The organism is Streptomyces tubercidicus (assembly GCF_027497495.1).
GTDB lineage: Bacteria > Actinomycetota > Actinomycetes > Streptomycetales > Streptomycetaceae > Streptomyces > Streptomyces tubercidicus.
Map to the genome: position 1 here is coordinate 4462014 of NZ_CP114205.1, position 23953 is coordinate 4485966.

A 23953-nucleotide genomic window follows, 5' to 3' on the forward strand; every position below is an offset into this window, starting at 1 on the left:
TGTGCGGTGAGCAGACCTCCGTACTTCTTCGAGGTTCGCGCCGGGGGGTCCAGGCCCGTATCGGTGCAGGCGCTCGGTCAGTGCTCGGCGCGGCTGGAGTGGCCTTGACCCGTCTTGCGTGTCCACAGCGAGATGTCGCTGCTCGTCGCGACGGCGATGGTCTGCCCGGAGGGCGAGAAGCCGGCTGCCCGGAATTCGGAGTAGTTCGAGTGGAAGATGTGCCACCACCGCTCGCCGTGGGGGCCGGAGTGAGGCAGCCCGCCGTCACGGGAGAGCAACACCCGATCATTCGGCCACGCCGGGGTGACGACCTCCAGATACCAACCGTCTGCGGTGGTGGTGTGGAGTCCTCCGCCGAAGAGCCCCGCTATGTGTACCCGGCTTCCGGTGATCGGCCCCAGGCCGGGGCAGGACATGTCCGGCATGCTGTCGGGAGTCTCGTCCTCGGGGCCGGGTTCGCGGTCCCTGGCGATCTTCTCCCCAGTGACGGCGTCGAAGAGGCCGTGACCGTCGCGTGAGACGACCATCACCAGATCGCGGCGGTCCTCGGGATGCGATGCGAAGCCGATTCCGAGGAGCCCGCCGACGGGGACAAGGGCAACGGATTGCCAGGGTTCGGGTGTGGACACAACGGGGGCTGCGAGGAGCCGTTCCCGCATCGCCTGTTGGTAGGCGGAGAGCTTTGGCTCAAGATCTGGCCTCTCGACCGGGGTTATCTTGTCCGTTGAATTCGTCACGGCCCCATGATCCACGCTTCGCCGCGCTTGCCAACGGAGGTGCTGCGTATCTGCGTTCAGGCAGGCTTCCTTGCAGGCTATGAACGCGGCTTGATGATCCATGTCAAGCATTGTTCGTAGTCCTTTTCTTCGGATCGCATACCGGCAGGTCAGCGCCTCCGGCCGGTGACTGGGGGAGTGTTGCCCCATGAACGGTCGCCCGACATGCCCCGGTCCCGTCTGCCGTCACCGCCCGTGGGTACGGTCGCCTTGATGTCTGTTGCCGGCCGCTGCCTGCCTCGGCGGTCTGCGCTACCGGGTGGGCGGTGTTGAGGGAGTGGATACGGGCATGCCGTCTGATGCTGAGCGGAGCACAGGAGAGGGGTTCACGTCGGGCGCCGCTACACAGGTGCTGGCCGCGGCGTGTCGGCGGGCGGGGCTCGACGGTGACGGAGCGCGCCTGATCCGCTTGGGGGAGAACGCGCTGTTCCGGCTGGCTGCCCACCCTGTGGTGGTGCGGATCGCCCGTTCGACGGAATACCTGGACTCCGCCCGGGGCGGAGTCCAGGTGTCGCGCTGGCTGTCGCGCGAGGGCTTCCCCGTGACGCGCGTGGTTGAGGACCTGGAGCAGCCCATGGTCGTCGACGGCCATCCGGTGACGTTCTGGCACCTGATCGAGGAGGGGGACCGCAAGGCAACCTACGGAGAGTTGGGCGCGGTCCTCCGGGATCTGCACTCGCTCAGCCTGCCGGACACGCTGAATCTGCCTCCGTACCCCGTCCTGGACCGGACCGACCGACGGATCAATGCGGCAGTCGACATACCGGAGGACGACCGCGCGTTCCTGCGGAAGCGCGCGCGTGAGTTGCGGGACCGTGTGGCGGACCTTCGGTTCGAGTCCGAGAAGGGCCCCGTACACGGGGACGCTCACGTGCAGAACCTGATGGTGGACCGGAATGATCAGGTGATCCTGATCGATCTGGAGCGGTTCAGCTTCGACCACCCCGAGTGGGACCTGATGGTCACCGCCACCGAGCATCACAGCCTGGGATGGCAGACCAAGGAACAGTACGGCGCCTTCGTCGGCGCCTACGGGCGGGATCTCCGTACGTGGTCGGGCTTCTCCACCCTCCGTGCAGTGCAGGAATTCAACATGACGACATGGCTCAGGCAGAACGTGTCCGAGAGCGCCGAGACGGCTGCGGAGTACGCCCGTCGGATCTCCTCGCTCCGGAACGAGGACGCACCGCGCGACTGGAACCCGGGGTGACCTCGGCTACTCGTCGCCCAGCCGGTTCATCGCGTCCCGTACCTGCCCGCTGAACTGCTGAACGGCAGGGTGCGTCCCGTATGCGGACACCTCACGTTGGAAGTCACCCACGTACCGCTGGAACCGAGCGGACTCCAGGGCGTCCCCGGCATCGACGGCGAGACCGGCGGTCGTCACAGCAGCGTCAAGGTCGCCGTTCAGCAGCTGGCTCTGGGCGAGCACCATGCGGCAGAAGCCGAGCGTACGGGCGTATTTAGGGTCAGTGAGTTCGACGGCGCGTTCGGCGAAGTGGACGGCTTCGGCACCCTGCCCGAGATCGCGGAAGCAGTGGCAGAACTCCCCGATCAGCTCGGCTTCATCCATGTACGAGAGCCACTCGGGATCGTCTGCGCTGTCGGCACGCTCGAAGAACCTCTCTGCCTCGCTCATCGCGCGGGCAGCAACCTTGTGGTCCTGCGCTGTCGACAGGGCGCGCGCCTCATGGGCGGAGAACAACGCCATTGCACGGGGCGTGGAGGCGGCCTTGCCACCTTCCACCGACGCGCGGGCCAGCGTCAGAGCCCGGGGCACCTGGCCCAGGTAGTTGGCCTGGTGGCTCATATTGGCCAGGATGCGTGCGCCCATCATGCGGTCGCCCGCCACCTGGGTGAGCCGCAGTGTCGAGAGCATGTAGCGGTCGGCAAGGGCGTGGTTTCCACTGTCGTACGCGGTCCAGGCAAGAAGCTGTGACATCTCCGTTGCGGCCTGGAACAGCGCCTCACCCACCTTGGCGCTGTAGCTGGCTCCCAGCAGGGGCAGCACGTCTTCCCGGACGTAGTGCCGAAACGCCTTGTGTGCGTGTCCGCCGCCGAACTGGAAGTCCAGCTGCATGAAGAACCCCGCTGCGGTCCGGATCGCGGCGACGTCACGCAGGCCCACCCGACGGGCGGCGGGAGTATAGGTCGGCACACCTTCAGGGCGGGAGACGAGCCACGAGAGAGCGGCGGAATGCACATCGACGTCCGGGACCTGTGGCTCGTCCGACGGCCCGTCTTCCGGACGCTGGTGCGTAAGGCCCTCCAGAGCGCTCAGGGTCTCGGCCAGCGAGCCGGCGTAGCCCATGCCGACCGCGGGAGTGGGGGCTGGCGCGGCACCGGGAAATCCCAGATCTTGCGGCGTGACCCTCCGCCGTAACTTGTCGCTCAGCGCCTCGGCGACGAACACGGCTGTCTGCCGCTGGATACCGTTCCCGTCCAACCATCGCTGAACGGCAACGTGCGTCGTACCGAGATGTTCGCCGTGCCGCTGCGCGACCTCACGAACCCGTTTGGCCAGTCCCTTGTTCGAGGCTCCGGCCTCCGCCATGACTGCGGCCAACTTGCGGTTCGGTTCATTGCTCACGTTCTACGTACACCCACCCCGGGCGTCACGTCAAGTGTTCATCGTGTCACACCAGATGCGGCCGAGGGGGTTCATCGTGAACCCCTTGAGCGATATAGCGAACGCTTCGTGTGCACGTGAACCCCCGTATGAACACTGCCTCTTGGCCAAAGACGGTCGTTGACTGTCGAGACAGGACCCCGGCGGTGCGTGACGGCACCCCGGGGCATGGCCAACCTGATGGAAGCAGGTCGACATGCGGAACCATATCGGCAGGTTTTTCGAGTTGCTGCTGAAAGTCTTGCCGCCCGCTCCCGGGCACCATCGCGCGGCGGGGACGAGCTCAGCGGTGGGCTGCGTGGACACGCCGACAATGAGCCTCAGCGTGCCGCGGATCGCTGACCCGTACGTCTGGGGTCCGATCTGCGGTGAGGACGTTCAGCTCGTCCGCTCCTACCTCGTTGCCCACGAGCAGCAGATGCAGCGCCAGGCGGACGCTGGCCGCTGTGCCGGCTCGCTGTGCGACTCGCCGTGGATGGCGGTGGCATCGTGAGCGCCAACCTGCGTCTCCTTCCCTGGCCCGGTCCGACCGGACAGCGCTCGTACCTGTCGACCGACGACGGAGACAGCCCTCTCTCGCGGCTCGCCGACGAAATGGAAGAGGTCCAGCTCGAAACGGGAGCCGAGCTGCTCGACCACGCGGCAATGATGCTCGAAAACCAAAAGGTCAACGCCGTGGAACTCCGCTTCCTGATTGCCCGGTTAAAACACTTCGGGACGCGCTGAGGGTCGCTGAGAGCAGAGGCGGACGGCTGCCCGAACCCGAGGATGACGATGCCGACATCTGCCAGCGGGACGAGCGGATGAGTCGGACCGCACGCGAGACACCGGGATGGGAGATCGCACCGGTAGCGAGCAAGTCCGTGAACCGCGGACCGGACGGAGAGATGGCGCTGACGCTCCAGATCCACCGCTATGGGGACCTGGTCGCAACTGCTCCGCTGCGGTTGACCGTAGCTGAGGCGGAGCGGGTCCACGCTGCGCTCTGTCACGCGCTCGATCAAGAGCCCGTGCCCGATGATGCGCCGGAGTGCCGCAAGGCGATCCAGTACCCCGGCGGCCGACAACGCTTCTGACGCCTTCCGGCCTGTGACCGGCAAGAGGCACTACGCGCAACAACCGCAGACATGACGCCGGACCGCCCCTCAAACCCTGGCAGGCGCGGGGTGGTCCGGCAGGGGATCGCTCCCAAACGATCACGAACTCCGGTGCCGATGGTACCGGGGCCCTCGTCGAGTCCTCCTACGGCGTGGCCCGGCACGGACAGTGTTCAGCCAGCTTGCAGGAAAGGGACTTGAAGAATGGACGGCATCGGGGACGACGGATTCGACGGTGAGGACCTGGACCCTGACGCGGTCCAGTGGGTGCGCGGGGTGGACTACCTGGCCGGCTGGCGGGACGCGACACAGGCGGCGGCACAGCTAGGTGACGCGCTGACCGCGGCGGGTGTGGACACGACGGAAACGAAGCTGCGCGCTATCGCGGCCTCGGACGGATCGGGGGGGCGTGCGCCTGGAGCTATCGGCAGCGGCAGCCCGCGACGTTGCTATGCGGGTCCGTGCGATGACCGACCAATGGCGAGAGGTCGGTTGAGGGCCACCTGCTGTTGCGTGCTCCAGTTGGCGTGCTTCTGCGCGACTGTTGGGCACTGAAGTGTGGCGCGGTGGCGCTGGCCCAATCGTGCACTCGCCGCTGATGTGGGTCCTAGCGGTGTCTGCCCATGAGTGACGCGAGCTGAGAGCCGCCTCCGAAAGTTGAATGGTAACGGATCGGTCACTCCAGTCGGCCCGCGTGAGGTCTGCTGGGATGCTCCGGCAATGACCGAGATCTCCCGCCTTCGTGCCCTGTGTCTCGTCGCTAGCGCCCTGTTGCTGACCGGGTGCGGCAAAGAGCCAACACCTACGTCCAAGCTGGCGCAATCACCCACTGCTTCGGCATCCGCAACGTTGAGCCCGGCGGAGAAGTTCAAGGAGTGGGCGGACACAGGCGGTTCCGAGATCGTCAACACGATCGGCAAAGACCTGAGCGCCGTGGACAAGGATTCGCACCCGGCGGATCTAGAGGCGCTCAAAGACAGTTGCGCTCAGCTCACTGCGGATCTTGAGGTCGCCCAGGGTGGGGAGGCTATGCCGGACCGGGCGATGGCCAGCCGATGGGTGTTGGCGTTGAAGCATTTGAAGACGTCGGCGGCCGCATGTACGGACGGCGCGAACGGTGCGGATCAGGCGTCGTTCGACAAGATGGCTGCGGAGATGTCGATCGGTACGAAGCATTTGTCTGCGGTAGTGAAGCGCTTGAGCGAGGTCACGGGCTAGCGCTAACGGACTGGCTCGGCAGGGCCGAGGGCTTTGCGTGTCAGTGGTTGGCGCCGAGCCGATCGGGATTTCGCTGTCGGCACGGTGAGTGGGGGTGGCGGCTCAAGCTCACGGGTGGAGTGGTTGGGCCAGGACTGTAGAGATTTCCACTCGGAGGGCGCCAAGAGGACTTCCCCAGTGAGTTTCCCGAAGAGCAGATCAATCAGCCCAGCCCCTCGTTAGCCTCGACGGAAGATCCGGAATGCGCACTCCAGCCGGCGATGTGCTCGCCTACAGGACATAGAACCTCGTACAGGTCCTCGGCGGTGGCGTGGTTGAGGTGCAGAACAACGTTCATAGCGCATATCGGCTAACTGCTCGACGAAACACCGCACCCTTCTTGCGGAGGGGGAAAAGATCTTGGAGCGGAGCCAGGTGGGCTGACGCAGCTCTACAAGTTCTGACCCGAGTACTTCATGCGCGTAAGAGGCGCGCAAGAGGCGCGGAGCGGGCGCTCGGTGGTGCTGCGTGCGCCCCAACTCGGTACTCCTGAAACGTAGTACAGCAGTAGGCTGCTTGATCCGGGTTAGGGGAAGGAGTGGCGGTGTGAACCTGTCAAAGATCGAGAGGCTGGTGCGGGAGGGCGACCTCAGCCTCGACGCACTGAAGTACCTCATCAACTGCCGCGGTGAGTGCGAGTGGCTGGACTTTAAACAAGTGCTCCACCTAGACAACGACTACGGGATCGCGACTTTCACCAGGGACGCGCTGGCCATGAAGAATACGGGCGGCGGCTACCTGGTGATCGGAGTGCAGGACAAGACCTGGGTGCCGGTTGGCCTGATCGAGCAGCTTCCCTACGATACGAAGCAGCTTCGTGACAAGATCCGCCGAGGCAGTGGCTTGGACCTTCAAGTGGATATGGTCCAGCATGAGCTCCGGTATACAGGTGAGTCACGTTGGTTTGCGCTGGTGTTGGTCCGAGCGGCCCTGAAACGACGTAAGCGTCGCACACCGTCCCTCGTCCGTCATGACTTCCACCCTAAGGAGTCATACGGGCTGAGCCGTGGCGAGATCTACTTCCGCAAGGGCGACTCAACAGTCAAGATCACGAACGAGGATGAGCTCGAAGGCCTGCTGGACGACCTGGAAGACAGAACCGATCGAGAAAGTCTTGAACAGGGGTCAGTAGGCAGCGCCTTCGCCGTCGAACAGGGGACGTACCGCCTGCTGGAGCGGGACTTTGAGGAGTTCGTCGGACGGGAGCAGCTGCGAGAGCAGCTCATGAACGCCGTAGTCGGGGACCCTCGCATCTGGATCGTCAACGTGCATGGACCTGGCGGTGTAGGCAAGTCAGCCCTCGCGACGTGGGTGGCATACGACTGCCTCGACAACGGCCCGTTCGAGGCGATCCTGCAACTCACAGCGAAAGAGACGGTGCTCACAGCAGGAGGAATCACCCGCGCCAGATCCCGTACCTTGCACTCTCTGGAAGACCTACTCGATCAGATTGCCCAGCTCTTCGGGGAGACTCCACCTTCGACACTCGAAGATAAGAAGTCTCTAGTCATCGAATGGCTATCCGCTTTCTCCACCCTCTTGGTTCTGGATAATCTGGAGACAGTGGATGATGGTCGGATCATTGCGTTCATTCAAGAGCTGCCGCCATCGTCCAAGGCTAAGGTGCTGATCACAAGTCGACGCAAGACTGGCGGCTGGGAGAAGCCGGTAACGGTACCTGAGCTCAATGAGGTCGAGACTAAGGAATTCGTCAAGGTCAAGGCAGTCGAGATGGGCATCCAAATCCCGATGACCGGCCAACTGGTATCAGAGATCAATGAGTCATGTGGGGGGCTTCCGCTGGCGATTCAGTGGTTCCTCGGACGGTACAAGCGTTGTGGTGATATCAAGGCCGCACTCAAGGGCGTGCGGCACAAGGATTCTCCGGTTCTAGAATTCAGCTTCCGCAACACCTGGGACTCGCTGTCGCCAGACGCCCGGCGAGTCCTGAGCGTGATGTCGATCTTCGATGTACCGCCCAAGCACTACATGATCTCGCTGGCAGCCGATCTACCTCACGAAAGTGTCGACACGGCTTTGCGGGAGCTTGAAGATGCCACGTTAATCAGCAAGCATGTTGACCAAGCGGATGGCAGGGAAAGCTTCAGTAGCCTGCCGATCACTCTTTCTTTTGCAGCTAACCAGCTTCCGCAGTTTGGATCGCTTGAGAAAGATGCTCGCCAGCGGCTGAATCGCTACAAGCAGCAGCTTGACTTGGAGGGGTACGAAGTACGGCGCTTCATTGGCGAATTTGAACGCTATGGAATTGAGAATGACAATGATAAGCGAGGGGTCATTCTTTGTCGTCAGGGGGAATCGGAGACGTTCTCGGGTAATTACGAGGCGGCTGACGATCTCTTCAAGCAAGCGAGAGAGATTGCCCCAACCAGCTCTTACGTGCTTGCCATGAGCTCAAGTTACGAGCTGGCTCGCGGGCATATTGGACGGGCAAAGGGTTTCGCTGATTCGGCCTGCTCGCGGGCCACTCGTCTGACTGGCGGCCTGGCATACAGCACCAAGGCTCGGGTTTGTGCTGCACAAAGAGACGACAATGGACGCATTAACGCCCTCAAGCGCGCCTTGGAGTACGCCCCGGAGGATGTCGTGCAACGCCACCAGTACGGCGTGGCCCTGAGTCGAAGTGGTCGGCCCCGAGAGGCGATCGATGAGTTTACGAAGATCATCGACCTTGAGGCCCCACGTACCGTGCCCAGGGAAACCCTGGTCATGGCATTGAAGACTCGCGTCATCAATTATCGGCGCTTGGGGGAGCGTCAAATGGCCGCGGAAGACCTGGCCTTCGCTAAGTCCCTTGTGCGCGATCACCCTCACTTGGCAGGTCAGTCACACCACATTGCAGAACTTGAGGAGTGAGGGGCCAGTGGAATGGTCCCGTCAGCTGAAGTCCGAAGCAGATCTTGGGCTCCAGGCCGGGTTGACAAGTGATCTGGCGTTCCAACCCAGACGGTCTTGAAGACTGTCGTGGCGGCAACGTCACCATGGGTTCAAAGCCCACAGCCTCCGCAGGTTGGAGGCCCTCGACCAGGCAAGTCCTGGTCGAGGGCCTTCTCTGTTCCGGATCGCGACTCATCGTTGGCTGACCGTCCTTGCCTGCGGTTTACCGCCCCGTCTGGCACGGATCTGGCGCGTTCAAAGGCCTGACGCACCTCGGTCTGACAGGGCGGGGCTGAGTTCTGTGCGCTAGACAGGGGAGAACCTGCAACCGTCTGATCCGTAGCTTTAGGCAGGGCTGCGCCGCGACGATGCCTGATCGGCCGACTCGTGTTCAGCTGTTCGCCGTTGGCAGCCTATGTAAGTCGTCGTTGCCGTCAGTGTTGCCGTCACCATGACCACAGCGGAATCGGGTCGCGGTTCGGGACCGGCGAAGATCGTTTGCGACGTGGTCCGGGCATGACCGTGGTGTCCCCAGCCAGCGGAACAAATCGCCTGACGCATAGACAGCCCTCATTAGTCAGCACGCCGCAGCCGTTGGCGCCCACCCGGCCGCAACGCGGTTGACGGCCGGTGGCCCATCCGTGCCCCGCCCAATGGCCCGTTTGCGCGGGCAGCCCAGCGGTGGTCCCGTGGATGTTAGGCAACCAGTCTCCGAAGGGAGAACGGCCATGTCCGAACGTGGGTCTGACCCGAAGCTCGATGAGCCAGTGTCGTTCCGGCCGGCGGGTCTGCCGATTGGGGACCGGGAGGTCGCCCAAATCCCGCCAGGGTATGACGGCCGAACAGCGGCAGAGGACGCTGCTCAGCCAGGTGTCGTCACACCGCCAACTCCGACCGAGCCAGCACCCACGGAGGCACTGGTAACCCGTCTCCGTCGCCTGCTCGAAGAAGAGGGGTGACGTCCCGTGTGGTTGCAGTACATCAATCGGCACTCGACGGGCCTGTGGCTCATGGTGGGCTACCCAACTTCAGTGTGCGACAGCGAAGGCGGCGGCTGGGGCTCCCGGGGCTGGTACCGGCTCGAGCCCGGATCCACAGTTATTCCGCTGATGACGTTCAATCCGGCCACCACGTTCTACGCCGAGGCGGACGACGGCGGCACCTGGTCAGGACCCTACGTTGTGACAGTGCCGCTGGAGCCCTTCGACGACTACTGCTGGAAAGTGGCTTCCAGTACGGGGCAGAGGGTGGGGATGCAACTTCTGACGAGCTCCTACTCCATGTTCAACTACATTCGCCCAATCGAGCTCGGCTGACCGCGCCATCACACGTGCTGATGCGGCGGCCGTACGCGGCGACAGCCTGGCCCAGGTTGCGTCCGGCCGGCCGAGAGCCTGCGGCGCCTCTACCAGTGTGTCCGTGATCTCCGCCTGCCGAGAGGAGCGCAACGCGGCCAGCAGCGTGATCCGTACGTCTTCGCTGGAGTCGCGGAAGTGAAGGGGCACTCGTCGATGCTCACACCCGGCTCGCCACCGGCTGCCTGGCGGGCGCGGTGGGCTCGTCGTAACCGTGCCTCGTCCTGCTGGTTCCTGTCGTCCCTCTTCATGGAAAGAGACTATGAACGCGGCTTGATCCACGTCATCCGCTCCCGCTTCCAGGCCGCGGGAAAACGCCCGTCCCGCGGCGCCGGGAGGCCCAGCGCGGGGGAGTACGCCTGATACACCGTCACCGTCTTTTCGGTGTACTGGGCGCGGATCCGGTGGCGGGGTTCGGCGGGGTCGGCGGTGTGCGCACGGGCGGCGGGGGCGTCAGGGTCCTCAGGCGCTTCAGCGGTGGTGCTCATGGGGGCATCTTGAGGGAGGGCGGCGAGCGGGAGCCACCGAAATTGCGTCGGGCGGGCGGAGGGAGTTACTCCGGTTCTGGGTAGATGTTCAGGCGGCCGAGGTGGGGCTGTCCCAGCCATGTCAGCGTGACGGACGCGGCTGCTGAGCGTTCGGCCAGGTGCGCCTTCAGGGAGCGGGTCGCCATCAGGAAAGCCTGGAGGGAGTCGACCCCGAAGGCCGCCAGGACGTTTTCGTCGCCGAGGCCCAGGATCTGGTGGGGGCAGCACCAGTCTTCGCCGGTCCCCAGGGGATCCGGATGTGGTGTGCCGAGCTTGACCACCACCGGCGTGCGTCCGCCGTCCCGGGTGACGGCTTCCAGCTCTCGCTCGGCCATCACTTCGCCGAGCTCGTAGACCATCGCCATGGGTTCCCCGCCTCGTCGGCTCCGGTTCGGTGCCGCACGATAACAAGGGCCGGTGTCTGCCGGTCCAGGGCAGGGGAGCGGCAGGCGTTCGCTCGGTCGATGCCGTCGGTGCCGTCGGTTTCGTCGGTGCGGTCGGTGCCGTCGGTTTCGTCGGTGCCGTTCGCGAATGGCGGGGCGTCCGTGGGGGACGCGGTCCGTGCCCGGTCTTCCTTGCGCCGTCGGGGCGCCCTCGCCCTTGCCGTCGGGCCGCCCTCACCCGTCCCCGATGTCCTCCTGCCACAGTTCCGGTCGCGCCCCGATGAAGTCGCGCATCAGCGACGCGCAGCCGGGGTCGTCCAGCAGCACGATGCGTACGCCGTGGCGGGCCAGCCAGTCATGGCCGCCGTGGAAGGTGCGGGCCTCGCCGATGATGACGCGGGAGATGCCGAACTGGCGGACCAGGCCGCTGCAGTACCAGCAGGGGGAGAGGGTGGTGACCATCGTTGTGCCGCGGTAGCTGCGTCGGCGTCCGGCCGCGCGGAAGGCCGCGGTCTCGGCGTGAAGGGTGGGGTCGCCGTCCTGGACGCGGCGGTTGTGGCCGCGGCCCAGCAGGGTGCCGTCCGGCCCGTAGAGCGCCGCGCCGATCGGGATGCCGCCCTCGGCCAGTCCGGCGCGGGCCTCGGCGACCGCCGTCGCCAGCATGGCGCGGGCCTGTTCCTGCAGATGGTCGGGGTGTCCGGTCGGGTCGCTGTGCCCGTCGACGCTGCCGTGCAGCCGGAACTCGTCGCGGTCCTGGCCCCAGTCCTGGGTACGGTCCATGGATTCACCGTACGCCGTGGGGAGTGGCTCAGCCCGCGGCCGGCGGGGTGTCCTCCGGGCCGTCCGCGGTCCCGTCCCGCTTGCCGTCCTTGCGGCGCAGCTCGTCCTCGCGGCGGCGCAGATCGGCCTCCCAGTCCTTGAGCAGCGCCTCGTCCTTCGTGTTGTCCGGGCGCTGCGGGCTCTCCTGGTTGAGGGAGCGGAGGAACTCGGGGTTGTCGTCCGGCGCGACGAACGTCGTACGGCGGTTGCGGCGCCACTCCGACGGGGCGAAGCCCGTTACCGCCCGCCGCTGCTTGCCCGCCACCAGCCAGGCGACCGGGCCGACCAGCACCTCACCGAAGAGCAGGACGATCAGCACCCAGGCCACCTTGGGCAGGCCGCGCACCTGCGATTCGGGGGTGTTGAGGCAGTCGATGAACGCATAGATCCACAGCGCCAGCACCAGAAGGAACGGCAGATACCTGAGCATGGCGGAACGGGCCCCCTGCGCGTGACGGCGGGCCCTCGCCGGGGCCCGGTGACCCGTCCAGGGTAGTGCGTGCCCGATACTGGAACGCATGGCTTATGACGATCTTCGCTCGTTCCTGCGCGCGCTTGAGCGGGATGGTGACCTCAAGCGCATCAAGGCCGAGGTCGACCCGTATCTGGAAGTCGGGGAGATCGTGGACCGGGTGCAGAAGTCCGGCGGCCCGGCACTGCTCTTCGAGAACGTCAAGGGCTCGGCGATGCCGCTCGCCATGAACGTCTACGGCACCGACCGCCGGCTTCTGAAGGCGCTGGATCTCAAGGCGTACGAGGACATCAGCGGCAAGATCGGCGGACTGCTCAAGCCGGAGCTGCCGCACGGTTTCGTCGGTGTGCGCGAGGCGTTCGGGAAGCTCGCCGGCATGACGCACGTCCCGCCCAAGAAGGTCAAGGAAGCGCCCGTCCAGGAGGTCGTGCTCCAGGGTGACGACGTCGACCTGGAGCGGCTCCCGGCGCTGTTCACCTGGCCCGAGGACGGCGGCTCGTTCTTCAACCTGGGGCTGACGCACACCAAGCACCCGGAGACCGGGGTGCGCAACCTCGGCCTGTATCGCCTGCAGCGCCACGACAAACGCACCATCGGCATGCACTGGCAGATCCACAAGGACAGCCGCAACCACTACCAGGTCGCCGCCAAGCGCGGGGAGAAGCTGCCGGTCGCCATCGCCTTCGGCTGCCCCCCGGCCGTGACGTACGCCTCCACCGCCCCGCTGCCCGGCGACATCGACGAGTACCTCTTCGCCGGCTTCCTCCAGGGCAAGCGGATCGAGATGGTCGACTGCAAGACCGTGCCGCTGCAGGTCCCGGCGCAGGCCGAGGTCGTCATCGAGGGCTGGCTGGAGCCCGGCGAGATGCTGCCCGAGGGCCCGTTCGGCGACCACACCGGTTTCTACACGCCGCAGGAGCCGTTCCCGGCGCTGACCATCGACTGTGTGACGATGCGTAAGCGGCCGCTGCTCCAGTCGATCGTCGTCGGCCGACCGCCGACGGAGGACGGCCCGCTGGGACGCGCCACGGAGCGGTTCTTCCTCCCCCTCCTCAAGATCATCGTCCCGGACATCGTGGACTACCACCTCCCCGAGTCCGGCGGCTTCCACAACTGCGCGATCGTCTCGATCGACAAGAAGTACCCCAAACACGCACAGAAGGTCATGCACGCCATCTGGGGCGCGCACATGATGTCGCTGACCAAGCTGATCGTGGTCGTGGACGCGGACTGCGATGTGCACAACCTCCACGAGGTCTCCTGGCGGGCGCTCGGCAACACCGACTACGCCCGTGACCTCACCGTCGTCGAAGGTCCCGTCGACCATCTCGACCACGCCTCCTACCAGCAGTTCTGGGGCGGCAAGGCGGGGATCGACGCGACGAAGAAGTGGCCCGAGGAGGGCTACACGAGGGACGGGGGCTGGCCCGAGATGGTCGAGTCCGACCCGCGTACGGCGGCGCTGGTCGACCGCCGTTGGAAGGAGTACGGCCTCTCGTGAGCAGCGCATCCGCAGCCGTCCCGCAGCCGGGGCGCACCAAGGCCTTCCTGCGCCTGGTGATGATCGAGCACTCGGTCTTCGCGCTGCCCTTCGCCTACATCGCCTCGCTGACCGCGATGTACGAGTGGGACCGGCACATCCACTGGGGCCGGCTGCTCCTCGTCACCGTCGCCATGGTCGGCCTGCGGACCTTCGCGATGGCCGCGAACCGCATCATCGACCGCGAGATCGACGCCCGTAACCCGCGCACCGCGCAACGCGAACTGGTCACCGGCGCGGTCTCGGTGAAGTCCGCGTGGACGGGCGCCCTGATCGCGCTCGTCATCTTCCTGGGCGCCGCCGCCCTGCTGAACCCGCTGTGCCTGGCGCTCGCGCCCCTCGCGGTGGTGCCGATGGTGGTCTATCCGTACGGCAAGCGGTTCACCAACTTCCCGCAGGCGATCCTGGGCCTCGCCCAGGCGATGGGACCGATCGGCGCCTGGCTCGCGATCAGCGCGGACTGGTCCTGGGAGGCGACGATCCTCGGCCTTGCGGTCGGCATCTGGATCGGCGGCTTCGACCTGATCTACGCCTGCCAGGACGTCGAGACCGACCGCGAGGTCGGCGTGCGCTCGGTACCGGCCCGCTTCGGCATCCCGGCCGCGATCTGGGGAGCGCGCGGCTGCCACCTCGTCACGACGGGGCTGTTCGCCTGGTACGCCGTGGCGACCGGCGCGGGGGTGTTCCTCTGGCTGGGCCTGGTGATCGTGGCAGCGGCGTTCCTGTACGAGCACACGATCGTCAAGCCGCATGACCTGACCCGGCTGAACCGGGCCTTCTTCCAGGTCAACGGCTTCATCGGGATCGCGCTCTTCGTGTGTGCACTGCTGGATCTGACGGTGCGGGGGCTGGCGGTCTGAGGATTGGCGGTCTGGTTGGCGGTCTGTGGGTGTGAGCTGACCCTGCGGGGCCGTGCTGAGGGTGTGAGCAGCCCCTGCGGGGCCGTGCGCGCGCCTCCTTTTATCCGGCAACGATTACGGAGAGTGATCGGTTCCTTCCGGTTTGGTGAGTTCGGTGAGTTCGGGGTGAACCCGCCCCGGGGTGGGGGCGGGCTCGGCGGCTGCCGGAGTGGGTGGAGGGTCAGCCCTTGCTGAGGGGCCAGGCGATCAGGCGTGGGTAGGTCCACAGTTCGCCGCGGGTGGCCTTGACCGTGCCTATGAGTGCGCAGATCACGCCGGAGAGGGCGTAGCTGCCGAAGATGACGATCACGGTCACCAGGGGGACCGCGAGGCCGGAGCCGTTGCGCTGTTCCTCGGTGGCGGCCGCCGCGAAGGTGAAGGCGCTGGCGAAGTACAGCACCGCGCCGAGGGCCGCCATGATGGCCTGGGTGATGCCGTAGTTCACCGCCTGAGTGGCGTGGTGGCGGATGTACGGGTCGTGCTTGTGGCGCTCGTTGCCGCGCAGGGACAGCGGGTAGATCCAGCCGAGGAAGGCGCCCAGGCCGCAGCACATCATCGTGCCCGCCGTGACGGTCAGCAGCGCGCCGAGGTGGGACCACATCGCCGGGCCGGAGGAGGGGGCGGGGGCGGGCGGCTGGTTGCCGTAGCCGTGGACCCCGGGCTGCGGCGGTGTGCCGGGGTAGCCGTAGCCGCCGGGCTGCGGGACGCCAGGACCAGGCTGCGCCCCGCCCGGCCAGCCCTGCTGTGGTGCCCCGCCCGGCCAGCTCTGCTGAGGTTCGCCGTATGGCTGCTGAGGTCCGCCGGACGGCGGTCCGTAGCCGGTGGGCTGGTGGTAATCGGACATGTTGTGCTCCCCCGTAGGTGCTGCGTACGTACTGTGTCTGTCGTGCCCGCGTTGGCGTGTGCCGTGCGCGCGTTGCCGTGTGCGGCGCAGTGCAGTGCAGCGCGGCCGCGCGTTCGCCCCGGGGCGCGCGTCGCCGTGCGCCCACCCCGCATGCTGCCTGGTCCGGCCGCCCCGAGCCCAGCGCCCTACGCGGCCCGGCCCGGCGCCCCGCGCCTCCCGTCCGCCCGAGGCTACGCGACGGGCCGCACCTCGCCCGCGGGCAGTTGGCCCGGAGCCCGCACCCGGAAGGCGAAGGCCGCGAGCACGCCGCCTATGAGGCCGAAGAGATGGCCCTGCCAGCTGATGCCGCTGTCGGTGGGGAGTGCGCCCCAGAGGATGGAACCGTAGAGGACGCCCACGACGAGGCCGATGCCGATGTCGAGGAGTTTGCGTTCGATGAAGCCGCGCACCAGGAGGTAGCCGAAGAGGCCGAAGACGACGCCGGAGGCGCCCGCGGTGTTGCTGCCGGGCGCGGCCGTGAGCCATACGCCCACTCCGCTGGCGAGGATGATCAGCAGGGCGACGGCGACAAAGCGGCGCACCCCGCTGCGCAGCGCGGCGACCAGGCCGAGCAGCAGCAACGGCAGGGTGTTCGCGGCGAGATGGCCGAAGCCGAAGTGCAGGAAGGCGGCGGGCACGACGTCTGCCAGCTCGGCGGGTTCGCGCGGGGTGATCCCGAAGGTGTCCAGGGCGCCGCCGGTGGCGAAGTCGACGCCCTCCAGCAGCCAGAGCAGGGCCACCCAGCCCAGCATCAGGCAGATCGCGGGCTTCGCGCGTGAGGTCATCTCCGGCCGTCCCTTCTCGTCCCCCGGTGGGGCGGCCCCCGGCGGAGCTTCGCGAGGGGCACACAGGAGAGGAACGGCCGTGAGGGGGCCGATGGTTCCGCCGGATAGGCTCGATGCGTGGAGCCGCCGCGTAACGACACCAGTCAGCAGGACCCCGGCCGACGCCGTCCGTGGGTTGTGGGAATCTCCGGCGCGTCCGGGACGCCGTATGCCGCGTCCGTTCTGCGCGGATTGCTCGCCGCCGGGGAGGCGGTGGATCTGATCGTCAGCCGGGCGTCACGGCTGACCCTCCTGGACGAGACGGGCATCGCCTTCCGGGACGCTCATTGGCGCACTGACCTGCGGGAATGGCTGGCGCGCGGAGCCGATGGCAAACCGTCGACGTTTCCGGTGACGGATGAGGACCTGGCGGATGTGCGGTACTGGGCGGCCGGGGATCTGGCGGCCGGGCCCTCGTCGGGCTCGTATCCGGTGAAGGGGATGCTGATCGTTCCGGCGAGCACGGCGTGTGTGGCCGGGGTGGCGCTGGGGCTCTCGAAGGATCTGCTGCAGCGGGTGGCGAGCGTGATGCTCAAGGAGCGGCGGCGGCTGGTGGTCGCGGTGCGCGAGACGCCGTTGAACGGTCCGACGCTGAAGCATCTGGTGACGCTGGACGAGGCGGGCGCCGTGGTGCTGCCCGCCTCACCGGCGTTCTATGCGGGGGCGACGCATATCCAGGATCTGGTGGATTTCGTCGCGGGCCGGGCGCTCGATGCGGCGGAGGTGCCGCACGGGCTGTACCGGCGGTGGGAAGGGGAGCTGGGGGGCGGCTCCAAGGAGGAGGGGGCCCCGGAGGCTCCTTAGCGCTTCTTGGCCGGGGTGCGGCCGAAGAGGCGCCGGGTCCGCGGTGCCGCGGTCCGGTGGGCACGTGAACGATTGGCCTGGTCCTGCAGCTCGCGCATGCGGGCGTAGGCCATCTCGATCGAGTACACGGTGACAGCTCCTGTGAGATCGTCTTTGACCGAAAGATTCGCAGGGTTGAAGCCCTGTATGCCTTAGATTCTACATGCAAAACCCGAAAATGCAGAAAGATTGGAAGGCTTGAGGGCATGGACGCGGTGGATAGGCAGCTCATCCAGGCACTTCGCGAGAACGGGCGTGCCTCGTACGCGGAGCTCGGCCGGCTCGTCGGCCTCTCCGGGCCCAGCGTCACGGACCGGATCAACCGCCTCGAAGCGGCCGGCGTGATCACCGGTTACCGTGCGACCGTCGACGCCGCCTCCCTCGGCCTCGGCGTCACGGCGCTGGTGGGCATCTCGCTGTCGGACGCCACCGACCACGAGGACGTCGCGCAGCGGCTGCGGGACCTCGAAGAGATCGAGGACTGCTGGTTCATCGCGGGCGAGGACTCGTACATGCTCAAGGTGCGGGTGGGTGATGTGGACGGCCTGGAGAGCACCATCCGGCGGCTGTCCGGCACCAAGGGCGTCTCCCGTACGCGCACCACGATCGTGCTCTCCACCAAGTGGGAGAACCGCGTCGGCCAGCTGCCCGAAGAGGCCGAATAGGCCGCCGGGCGCCTACGGGGCACACCGGGGCGGACGGGCGCGCCAGGGGGCTCCGTCCGCCTCCGTTACAGGGGAGTACGCTCAACGAAGCCCGTTTCCGGCTCCGTCAGAGCACCGAAACGGCACCGAATACGGCAGAGACTGGGAGGCGACGGATGGCTGCGTCGATGGATGTGGGCCTCAAGCGCGAGCTGGAGGCGAAGGTCCACGCCGGGGAGCGGCTGACCCGCGAGGACGGTATCGCCCTCTACGAGTCCAACGACCTGGCGTGGCTGGGTGGCCTCGCCCATGAGGTGCGCACGCGCAAGAACGGCGATGTCGTGCACTTCAACGTCAACCGTCACCTCAACATGACGAATGTCTGCACCGCGTCGTGTGCCTACTGCTCCTTCCAGCGCAAGCCGGGCGAGAAGGACGCGTACACGATGCGCATCGAGGAGGCCGTCCGCCTCGCCAAGGCGATGGAGAACGACAACCTCACCGAGCTGCACATCGTCAACGGGCTCCACCCCAACCTGCCGTGGCGCTACTACCCGCGTTCGCTCAGCGAGCTGAAGAAGGCGCTGCCGAATGTCTCGCTGAAGGCGTTCACCGCCACCGAGATCCACCACTTCGAGACCATCTCGGGGCTCTCCGCCTCCGAGATCCTCGATGAGCTGATCGAGGCCGGTCTGGAGTCGCTGACCGGCGGCGGCGCCGAGATCTTCGACTGGGAGGTCCGGCAGCACATCGTCGACCACCGCACCCACTGGGAAGACTGGTCGCGCATCCACCGCCTGGCCCACGAGAAGGGCCTCAAGACCCCCTCGACGATGCTCTACGGGCACATCGAGGAGCCCCGCCACCGCGTCGACCACGTGCTGCGGCTGCGTGAGCTCCAGGACGAGACCGGCGGCTTCCAGGTCTTCATCCCGCTGCGCTACCAGCACGACTTCGTCGACATGCAGGACGGCAAGGTCCGCAACAAGCTCCAGGCCCGCACGACGATGGCGACCGGCGCCGAGGCCCTGAAGACCTTCGCGGTCTCCCGCCTCCTTTTCGACAACGTGCCGCACGTCAAGTGCTTCTGGGTCATGCACGGTCTGCAGACCACCCAGCTCGCCCTGCAGCACGGCGCGGACGACATGGACGGCTCGGTCGTCGAATACAAGATCACGCACGACGCGGACAACTACGGCACGCCCAACAAGCTGACCCGTGAGGACCTGCTGGAGCTGATCCGCGACGCCGGCTTCCGCCCCGTCGAGCGCAACACCCGCTACGAGGCGATCCGCGAGTACCCGGGCCCGGACCCGGACCGCCGGGAATCCCCGCAGGCGATGCGCGTCTGACCTGCCAGGAAACACCGTCGGCGGGGCAGCTAGGGTCCGGGTCATGAACGTGCGTTTCGACCTGGACCCTTCGCTCACCCCTGAACTCCGCGACGGGATATGCGCGTTGTGGGCGGAGGTGTCCAATGCCGGGGGCGCGGTCGGGTTCGTCCCGCCGGTGACCCGCGAGGACGTCCGCCCGGAGCTGCTCAAGCATCTGACGGCCATGGCCGAGGGCCGCCAGCGCCTGGTGGCGGGCCGGGACGCGGACGGCCGGGTCGTGGCCACGGCGTTCCTCACCACCAACACCCACCGCCTGATGAAGCACTGGCTGTGGGTCTACACCGTCATGGTCCACCCGGACCTCCAGGGCCAGGGCACCGGCCGCCGGCTGATGGCGTCGGTCGCCGACGCCGCCCGCTCCGTCAAGGGCATCACCGCCCTCCGCCTCACCTGCCGCGGCGGCTCCGGCGCCCGCCCCTTCTACGAGGCCTGCGGCTACCAGGAGGTCGGCCGGGTGCCGGGCGCGATCCGGCTGGCCGACGACGACTACCGCGACGACATCACCATGTGGCTGGATCTGGGCTGACGGCTGGACTGACGGGATCCGGGCCGACGGGCTGGCCGGGCCGCGCCCCGGAGAGGCCGCGCCCCGGAGAGGCCGCGGCGGGGACGGCCTGCGACGGGGGCCGCGAAGATCGCCCGAAGCGCTGTGCTTGACTGGATGCAGACCCTTTAGGTTGCCGTTGAGGAGAAGGTCCCATCCGTGAGTAGCCACAACTTCGCCACGCTCCGCTACACCGCCCTTCGCATCGGCCTCTTCGTCGCCTCGTTCGCCGTGGTGTGGGTGCTGGCGTACATCCATGTCATCCCGCTCGCCGTCGGCGCCTCCAACACCGTGTGGATGCTGCTGCTCGCCATCGTGATCTCCGCGCCGCTCAGCTTTGTGCTGCTGCGCAAGCAGCGGGACGCGATGTCCGAGCAGATCGCCGTCAAGGTCGACCGCCAGCGCGAGCGCTTCGCGGCCAACGCGGGCCAGGAGGACAGCCTGCGGTAGGGCCTGCCCCCTTGGTGTAAGTGCCCCTTGGTGTAAGACGCCTCACAGCCGCTTCTTCGCGACCGGCGCCCGGCGCCGTGGACTTCGCTCCACGGCCGGGCGCCGGTCGCGTTGTTGACGGCGGGTCGGGCGCGTGGGCCACACAGGAACCCAAAGATTTTCTTTGGGTTCCTCAAAGTTCAAGTGTTAACGTTCGTCTCATGAAGACAGCAGCCGCGCCCCCGTCCCCCATGAGCACTCCGCTCGTGGCGCGCCTGCATGTCGATCTCTGCCGCTGTATGTCCGCGGCCTGTTGCCGCCGCTGACTCTCTCCTCCAGCGGCCGGAGATCCCTCCCCACCCCTCCGGGCGGGAGAGGCCCACAGCGCAGCTGCTCCGCTGCCGCTTCACGTCCTGGCGCTTCTTTTCGCCGTCCCTGACGCCTTACCTGTCCCCGGAGTGTGTCCCTTGTCCCCGTCTGCCGAGACCACCGAGTCCGCACCGGCCCCGCAGCGCCCCCTGTCCTCCCGTATACCCAAGGTCCCGTTCTGGGTGCAGATCCTGGCCGGCCTCGCCCTGGGCGTGCTGCTCGGCTGGGTCGCCAAGAGCGGTGACGTCGGCTGGCTCACCGCCACGCTCCAGCACATCGGCGATCTCTTCGTCCAGCTGCTGAAGCTGGCCGTGGCGCCGCTGGTCTTCTTCGCGATCCTGGTGTCGATCACCAATCTGCGGCAGGTCAACAACGCCGCCCGGCTCGCCTCCCGCACCCTGCTGTGGTTCATGGTCACCTCGCTGATCGCCGTGGCGATCGGTCTGGCGATCGGCCTGCTCAGCAACCCCGGCGCGGGTACCGGCCTGACCCCCAAGGACGGCAAGGCCCCCGAAGAGGCCGGTTCCTGGATCGACTTCCTGACCGGCATCGTCCCCACCGACATCATCACGCCGTTCACCGAGCTGAACGTCCTGCAGATCGTCTTCATGGCCGCCGTCGCCGGTATCGCGGCCCTCCAGCTCGGCGAGAAGGCCGAACCGGTCCTCACGATCAGCCGCTCGGTCCTCGAACTGCTCCAGAAGGCCCTGTGGTGGGTCATCCGCCTCGCCCCGCTCGGCACCGTCGGCCTCATCGGCAACGCCATCGCGACGTACGGCTGGAACCTGATCGGCAAGTACGCGACCTTCACCGTCGACATCTACGTCGGCTGCGCGCTGGTCCTCTTCGGTGTCTACCCGCTGCTGCTGTCGACCGTCGCCAAGGTCAACCCGCTGCAGTTCTTCCGCGGCGCCTGGCCCGCCATCCAGCTGGCCTTCGTCTCCCGCTCGTCGGTCGGCACCATGCCGGTCACCCAGCAGGTCACCGAGCGCCTCGGTGTGCCGCGGGAGTACGCCTCCTTCGCGGTGCCGTTCGGCTCGACGACCAAGATGGACGGCTGCGCCTCGATCTACCCCGCGATCGCCGCGATCTTCATCGCCCAGATCTTCGACGTCCAGCTGGGCATCGGCGACTACGTCCTGATCGCCTTCGTCTCCGTCATCGGCTCCGCCGCCACCGCCGGTCTGACCGGCGCGACGATCATGCTGACGCTGACCCTGTCCACGCTGGGCCTGCCCCTGGAGGGCGTCGGCCTGCTGATGGCCATCGACCCGATCCTGGACATGATGCGTACGGCCACCAATGTGGCAGGCCAGGCGGTCATCCCGGTCCTGGTCTCCGCCCGGGAGAAGATCCTCGACCGCGACGCCTACAACGCCGCCCGGAGCATCGGCTCGGCGACATCCGCTGTCGAGGGCGCGGACGAGAAGGTGTCCGTGCCGGTGGCGACCGCCGCGTAGTTCCCGGCTCCCAGTAGAGGAGGCGCCCCGGTCCTTGGCTCCAAGGACCGGGGCGCCTCCTCTACGCACGCTCGCGCAAGCCTGCCGGACACGCCTACGGCCGCCCCGCCTCCACTCGCGGAAAGCACTCCGCGAAGTACACGGCGTGCTGGCTCGGCAGCTCCACCCGGACCCAGGAGCCGTCCGTGAAGCCGAATTCGAAGGTGTCGGCGTCGATATCGGTACGGTGCCGGACCCAGGCCACCTGCTCCGCCGCCACGCTCCAGCCCGGCTCGACGGCGCCCAGCTCGCCGCGGCGGCGGCCCTGCTGGACATAGCTGACGTGCAGTCGGCGGTCGGTGCGCTGGAGAACCGGCAGCGCGTCCGTGGTCGGGACGCGTGGCCACAGGGCGGTGGCCAGCCCGCCCGCCAAGCTTCCCCAGCCGCCCTTGAGCGGCTTTCCCCTCCGCCGCCTCCCGAAAAGATCAGGAATCGGCTCCAGGACCGCCTCGATGCCCCAATAGACCGACCAGACGGCCCGCTTGGCACCTTCCCAGCGGTCGCCCGGCAGCCGGCGACCGACCAGCACACGGGGCCGCCTCCACCGCCACGGCTTGGCCAACTTCCACCCGGGCAGCGCGACTTCGCTCTGCACAAGCCGCTCCCCGGCGGGCACGGCCTGCACCGCCCGCTCCCTCGCCTCCTTGTAGGGCACCTTGCCCCAGGCGACCCGCAGGCTCATCCGAAGACCTCCCGCAGAGCCGCACTCTCGACGTCGTACCCCGTGCCGCCCATCCGGCCTGTCCTTCCCGTGGCCGTGGTGGCCCTGCCGCGTCCCCGCCTTGTGTCCGCGCCATCTACAAGTCTGCGCGGAATCAGGGGGATTACTTGGCCCGCACTGTACCCAAGGGGTCCCATGGGGCAGCCGAGTGATGCGGCGGCGGGGGAGCCGGTCTCAGGTCGTCACCGCTCCCGTGCGGGCCAGGATCGCCGTGGCCAGCGGCGCGTGTACGGCGGGCGGCAGCGCATGACCCATGCCCGGGATCTCGACGAGTTCCGCGCCCCGGACGCACTGGGCCAGGTGCTGGGGGTGCGGCGGCGGGAAGACCGGCTCGGCGGGCGCGCTGACCACCAGGGCCGGCACCTCGTTCTTGGCGAGCTGGTCGGTACGGAGCATGCCGTCGCTGTCCGCCCGGCCGTGTGCGGTGCCCGCCCGGTGATGTCCGGTGTGTGCGATGACCTGCTGCTCGAAGGCGCGGAAGTAGCCCTCGTCGAAGGGGAGCTGATCACCGGCTAGTACACGCCAGTGTTCGATCCGTCGCTCCACTTCAGCCGCCGGACCGTGATCCTCGACGGGGCGGGCCCACAGCTCCAGGACCTCGGGCGCGATGCCCGGCAGTGCGTCGGTGGGGACCGTGCTGCCGTCGGGGCGGGTGTAGGGGGTGGTGCTGAGGGCCATGGTGCTGATGAGAGTGGCGCTGAGCAGTCGGTCGGGGTGGTCGGCGAGCAGCATCTGGGCGAGCATGCCGCCCAATGACATGCCGACGATATGTGCCCGGTCGATGCCCAGTCCGTCCAGGACCGCGATCACGTCCTCGGCGAGATCGGCGATCCGGTAGGGCCGTTCCTCGAAGGACCAGGTGGAGCGGCCGGTGTCGCGGTGGTCGTAGCGGATGACCCGGTGGTGCGCGGCCAGCGCGTCGACCAACGGGTCCGGCCAGCCGACGCCGCTCGCCTGGGCTCCCATGATCAGCAGCAGCGGGGCCGCGTCGGCGGCGCCGCGCTGCTCGGTCCACAGGCGGATGCCGGGGGCGGCGTCGATGAATTGCTGCATGGGGCGGTCCTCCGGGTGATGCGGACGAGGGTGTCGGCGCGTCCGCGAGTGGTGCGACGAGACGTATCGTCTCGCTATGGCGCGAACGCGTCAAGAGGCGA

25 protein-coding genes and 1 pseudogene are annotated in these 23953 nt (G+C 67.3%); 15 read left to right on the forward strand and 11 right to left on the reverse strand.

The window, feature by feature from the left end; genetic code table 11:
• Positions 1-77: 77 nt before the first annotated feature.
• Positions 78-659 carry a hypothetical protein gene (locus STRTU_RS19420; RefSeq protein ID WP_167539255.1) on the reverse strand — a complete coding sequence of 194 codons (582 nt, stop codon included), beginning with the start codon at positions 657-659 and terminating at the stop codon, positions 78-80.
• 406 nt (positions 660-1065) lie between these two features.
• Between STRTU_RS19420 and STRTU_RS19425 the strand changes: the two genes are divergently transcribed.
• Positions 1066-1986 (forward strand): phosphotransferase family protein, encoded by a 921-nt coding sequence (locus STRTU_RS19425; RefSeq protein ID WP_159744785.1) that lies wholly within the window; start codon positions 1066-1068, stop codon positions 1984-1986.
• Between the two features lie 6 nt (positions 1987-1992).
• Here the strand turns inward: STRTU_RS19425 and STRTU_RS19430 are convergent, their stop codons facing one another.
• Complete coding sequence (locus tag STRTU_RS19430; protein WP_159744786.1) at positions 1993-3366, reverse strand: NsdA family TPR-like regulatory protein; 1374 nt, start codon at positions 3364-3366, stop codon at positions 1993-1995.
• 364 nt (positions 3367-3730) lie between these two features.
• On the opposite strand from STRTU_RS19430, the gene STRTU_RS19435 reads away from it, so the two are divergent.
• The 6 genes from STRTU_RS19435 (at position 3731) to STRTU_RS19460 (ending at position 9970) form a co-directional block, all read left to right on the forward strand.
• Complete coding sequence (locus STRTU_RS19435) at positions 3731-3898, forward strand: hypothetical protein (protein ID WP_159744787.1); 168 nt, start codon at positions 3731-3733, stop codon at positions 3896-3898.
• Positions 3895-4131 carry a hypothetical protein gene (locus STRTU_RS19440; RefSeq protein WP_308789385.1) on the forward strand — a complete coding sequence of 79 codons (237 nt, stop codon included), beginning with the start codon at positions 3895-3897 and terminating at the stop codon, positions 4129-4131. The genes STRTU_RS19435 and STRTU_RS19440 overlap by 4 nt, the downstream gene beginning before the upstream one ends.
• Before the next feature lie 77 nt (positions 4132-4208).
• Positions 4209-4481 (forward strand): hypothetical protein, encoded by a 273-nt coding sequence (locus STRTU_RS19445; protein ID WP_246241425.1) that lies wholly within the window; start codon positions 4209-4211, stop codon positions 4479-4481.
• A 741-nt stretch (positions 4482-5222) separates the two neighbouring features.
• Positions 5223-5720 (forward strand): hypothetical protein, encoded by a 498-nt coding sequence (locus STRTU_RS19450; protein WP_159744788.1) that lies wholly within the window; start codon positions 5223-5225, stop codon positions 5718-5720.
• Positions 5721-6305: 585 nt separating this feature from the next.
• Positions 6306-8633, forward strand: a complete 2328-nt coding sequence (locus tag STRTU_RS19455; protein ID WP_159744789.1) for an RNA-binding domain-containing protein — start codon at positions 6306-6308, stop codon at positions 8631-8633.
• Positions 8634-9619: 986 nt separating this feature from the next.
• The gene (locus STRTU_RS19460) at positions 9620-9970 is read left to right on the forward strand and encodes a DUF1036 domain-containing protein (RefSeq protein WP_159744790.1); all 351 of its coding nucleotides are present in this window, start codon (positions 9620-9622) and stop codon (positions 9968-9970) included.
• A 308-nt stretch (positions 9971-10278) separates the two neighbouring features.
• Here STRTU_RS19460 and STRTU_RS19465 read toward each other — a convergent pair.
• The 4 genes and pseudogenes from STRTU_RS19465 to STRTU_RS19480 all read right to left on the reverse strand — a co-directional run.
• Positions 10279-10497, reverse strand: a pseudogene (locus STRTU_RS19465) (DUF4291 family protein); the annotation flags it as partial.
• 65 nt (positions 10498-10562) lie between these two features.
• Positions 10563-10901, reverse strand: a complete 339-nt coding sequence (locus tag STRTU_RS19470; protein ID WP_159744792.1) for a DUF6968 family protein — start codon at positions 10899-10901, stop codon at positions 10563-10565.
• Between the two features lie 252 nt (positions 10902-11153).
• Positions 11154-11699, reverse strand: coding sequence for a nucleoside deaminase (locus STRTU_RS19475; protein ID WP_336298752.1), 546 nt, complete (start codon positions 11697-11699; stop codon positions 11154-11156).
• 28 nt (positions 11700-11727) lie between these two features.
• Positions 11728-12168, reverse strand: a complete 441-nt coding sequence (locus STRTU_RS19480; protein ID WP_159744793.1) for a PLD nuclease N-terminal domain-containing protein — start codon at positions 12166-12168, stop codon at positions 11728-11730.
• Positions 12169-12256: 88 nt separating this feature from the next.
• On the opposite strand from STRTU_RS19480, the gene STRTU_RS19485 reads away from it, so the two are divergent.
• Complete coding sequence (locus STRTU_RS19485; RefSeq protein ID WP_159744794.1) at positions 12257-13711, forward strand: menaquinone biosynthesis decarboxylase; 1455 nt, start codon at positions 12257-12259, stop codon at positions 13709-13711.
• Entirely contained in the window at positions 13708-14610 is a 903-nt protein-coding gene (gene mqnP / locus STRTU_RS19490) for a menaquinone biosynthesis prenyltransferase MqnP (protein ID WP_159744795.1), read from the forward strand. Before STRTU_RS19485 ends, mqnP begins: the two co-directional genes overlap by 4 nt.
• Positions 14611-14830: 220 nt before the next feature.
• On the opposite strand, the gene STRTU_RS19495 is transcribed toward mqnP, so the two are convergent.
• Together STRTU_RS19495 and STRTU_RS19500 are read right to left on the reverse strand one after the other, a co-directional pair.
• A complete protein-coding gene (locus tag STRTU_RS19495) occupies positions 14831-15493 on the reverse strand; it encodes a DUF4870 domain-containing protein (RefSeq protein ID WP_159744796.1) in 663 nt (220 codons plus the stop codon).
• Between the two features lie 230 nt (positions 15494-15723).
• Positions 15724-16317, reverse strand: coding sequence for a rhomboid family intramembrane serine protease (locus STRTU_RS19500; protein WP_159744797.1), 594 nt, complete (start codon positions 16315-16317; stop codon positions 15724-15726).
• 117 nt (positions 16318-16434) lie between these two features.
• On the opposite strand from STRTU_RS19500, the gene STRTU_RS19505 reads away from it, so the two are divergent.
• Positions 16435-17160, forward strand: a complete 726-nt coding sequence (locus STRTU_RS19505) for a UbiX family flavin prenyltransferase (RefSeq protein ID WP_159744798.1) — start codon at positions 16435-16437, stop codon at positions 17158-17160.
• Here the strand turns inward: STRTU_RS19505 and STRTU_RS19510 are convergent.
• Positions 17157-17288 (reverse strand): hypothetical protein, encoded by a 132-nt coding sequence (locus STRTU_RS19510; protein WP_269777472.1) that lies wholly within the window; start codon positions 17286-17288, stop codon positions 17157-17159. The two genes, STRTU_RS19505 and STRTU_RS19510, sit on opposite strands and share 4 nt — an antisense overlap.
• A 117-nt stretch (positions 17289-17405) precedes the next feature.
• Between STRTU_RS19510 and STRTU_RS19515 the strand changes: the two genes are divergently transcribed.
• The 5 genes from STRTU_RS19515 to STRTU_RS19535 all read left to right on the forward strand — a co-directional run bounded on the left by STRTU_RS19515 (position 17406) and on the right by STRTU_RS19535 (position 22039).
• Positions 17406-17864 carry an Lrp/AsnC family transcriptional regulator gene (locus tag STRTU_RS19515; protein WP_159744799.1) on the forward strand — a complete coding sequence of 153 codons (459 nt, stop codon included), beginning with the start codon at positions 17406-17408 and terminating at the stop codon, positions 17862-17864.
• Between the two features lie 167 nt (positions 17865-18031).
• Positions 18032-19195, forward strand: coding sequence for an aminofutalosine synthase MqnE (gene mqnE / locus STRTU_RS19520; RefSeq protein WP_159747081.1), 1164 nt, complete (start codon positions 18032-18034; stop codon positions 19193-19195).
• A 43-nt stretch (positions 19196-19238) separates the two neighbouring features.
• The gene (locus tag STRTU_RS19525) at positions 19239-19763 is read left to right on the forward strand and encodes a GNAT family N-acetyltransferase (protein ID WP_159744800.1); all 525 of its coding nucleotides are present in this window, start codon (positions 19239-19241) and stop codon (positions 19761-19763) included.
• A gap of 177 nt (positions 19764-19940) precedes the next feature.
• Entirely contained in the window at positions 19941-20231 is a 291-nt protein-coding gene (locus STRTU_RS19530) for a DUF4229 domain-containing protein (RefSeq protein WP_159744801.1), read from the forward strand.
• 446 nt (positions 20232-20677) lie between these two features.
• On the forward strand, positions 20678-22039 hold the full coding sequence (locus STRTU_RS19535; protein WP_159744802.1) for a dicarboxylate/amino acid:cation symporter: 1362 nt from the start codon (positions 20678-20680) through the stop codon (positions 22037-22039).
• Between the two features lie 94 nt (positions 22040-22133).
• On the opposite strand, the gene STRTU_RS19540 is transcribed toward STRTU_RS19535, so the two are convergent.
• Positions 22134-22760, reverse strand: coding sequence for a hypothetical protein (locus STRTU_RS19540; RefSeq protein WP_159744803.1), 627 nt, complete (start codon positions 22758-22760; stop codon positions 22134-22136).
• 213 nt (positions 22761-22973) lie between these two features.
• Entirely contained in the window at positions 22974-23852 is an 879-nt protein-coding gene (locus STRTU_RS19545) for an alpha/beta fold hydrolase (RefSeq protein ID WP_159744804.1), read from the reverse strand.
• Between the last annotated feature and the right edge of the window lie 101 nt (positions 23853-23953).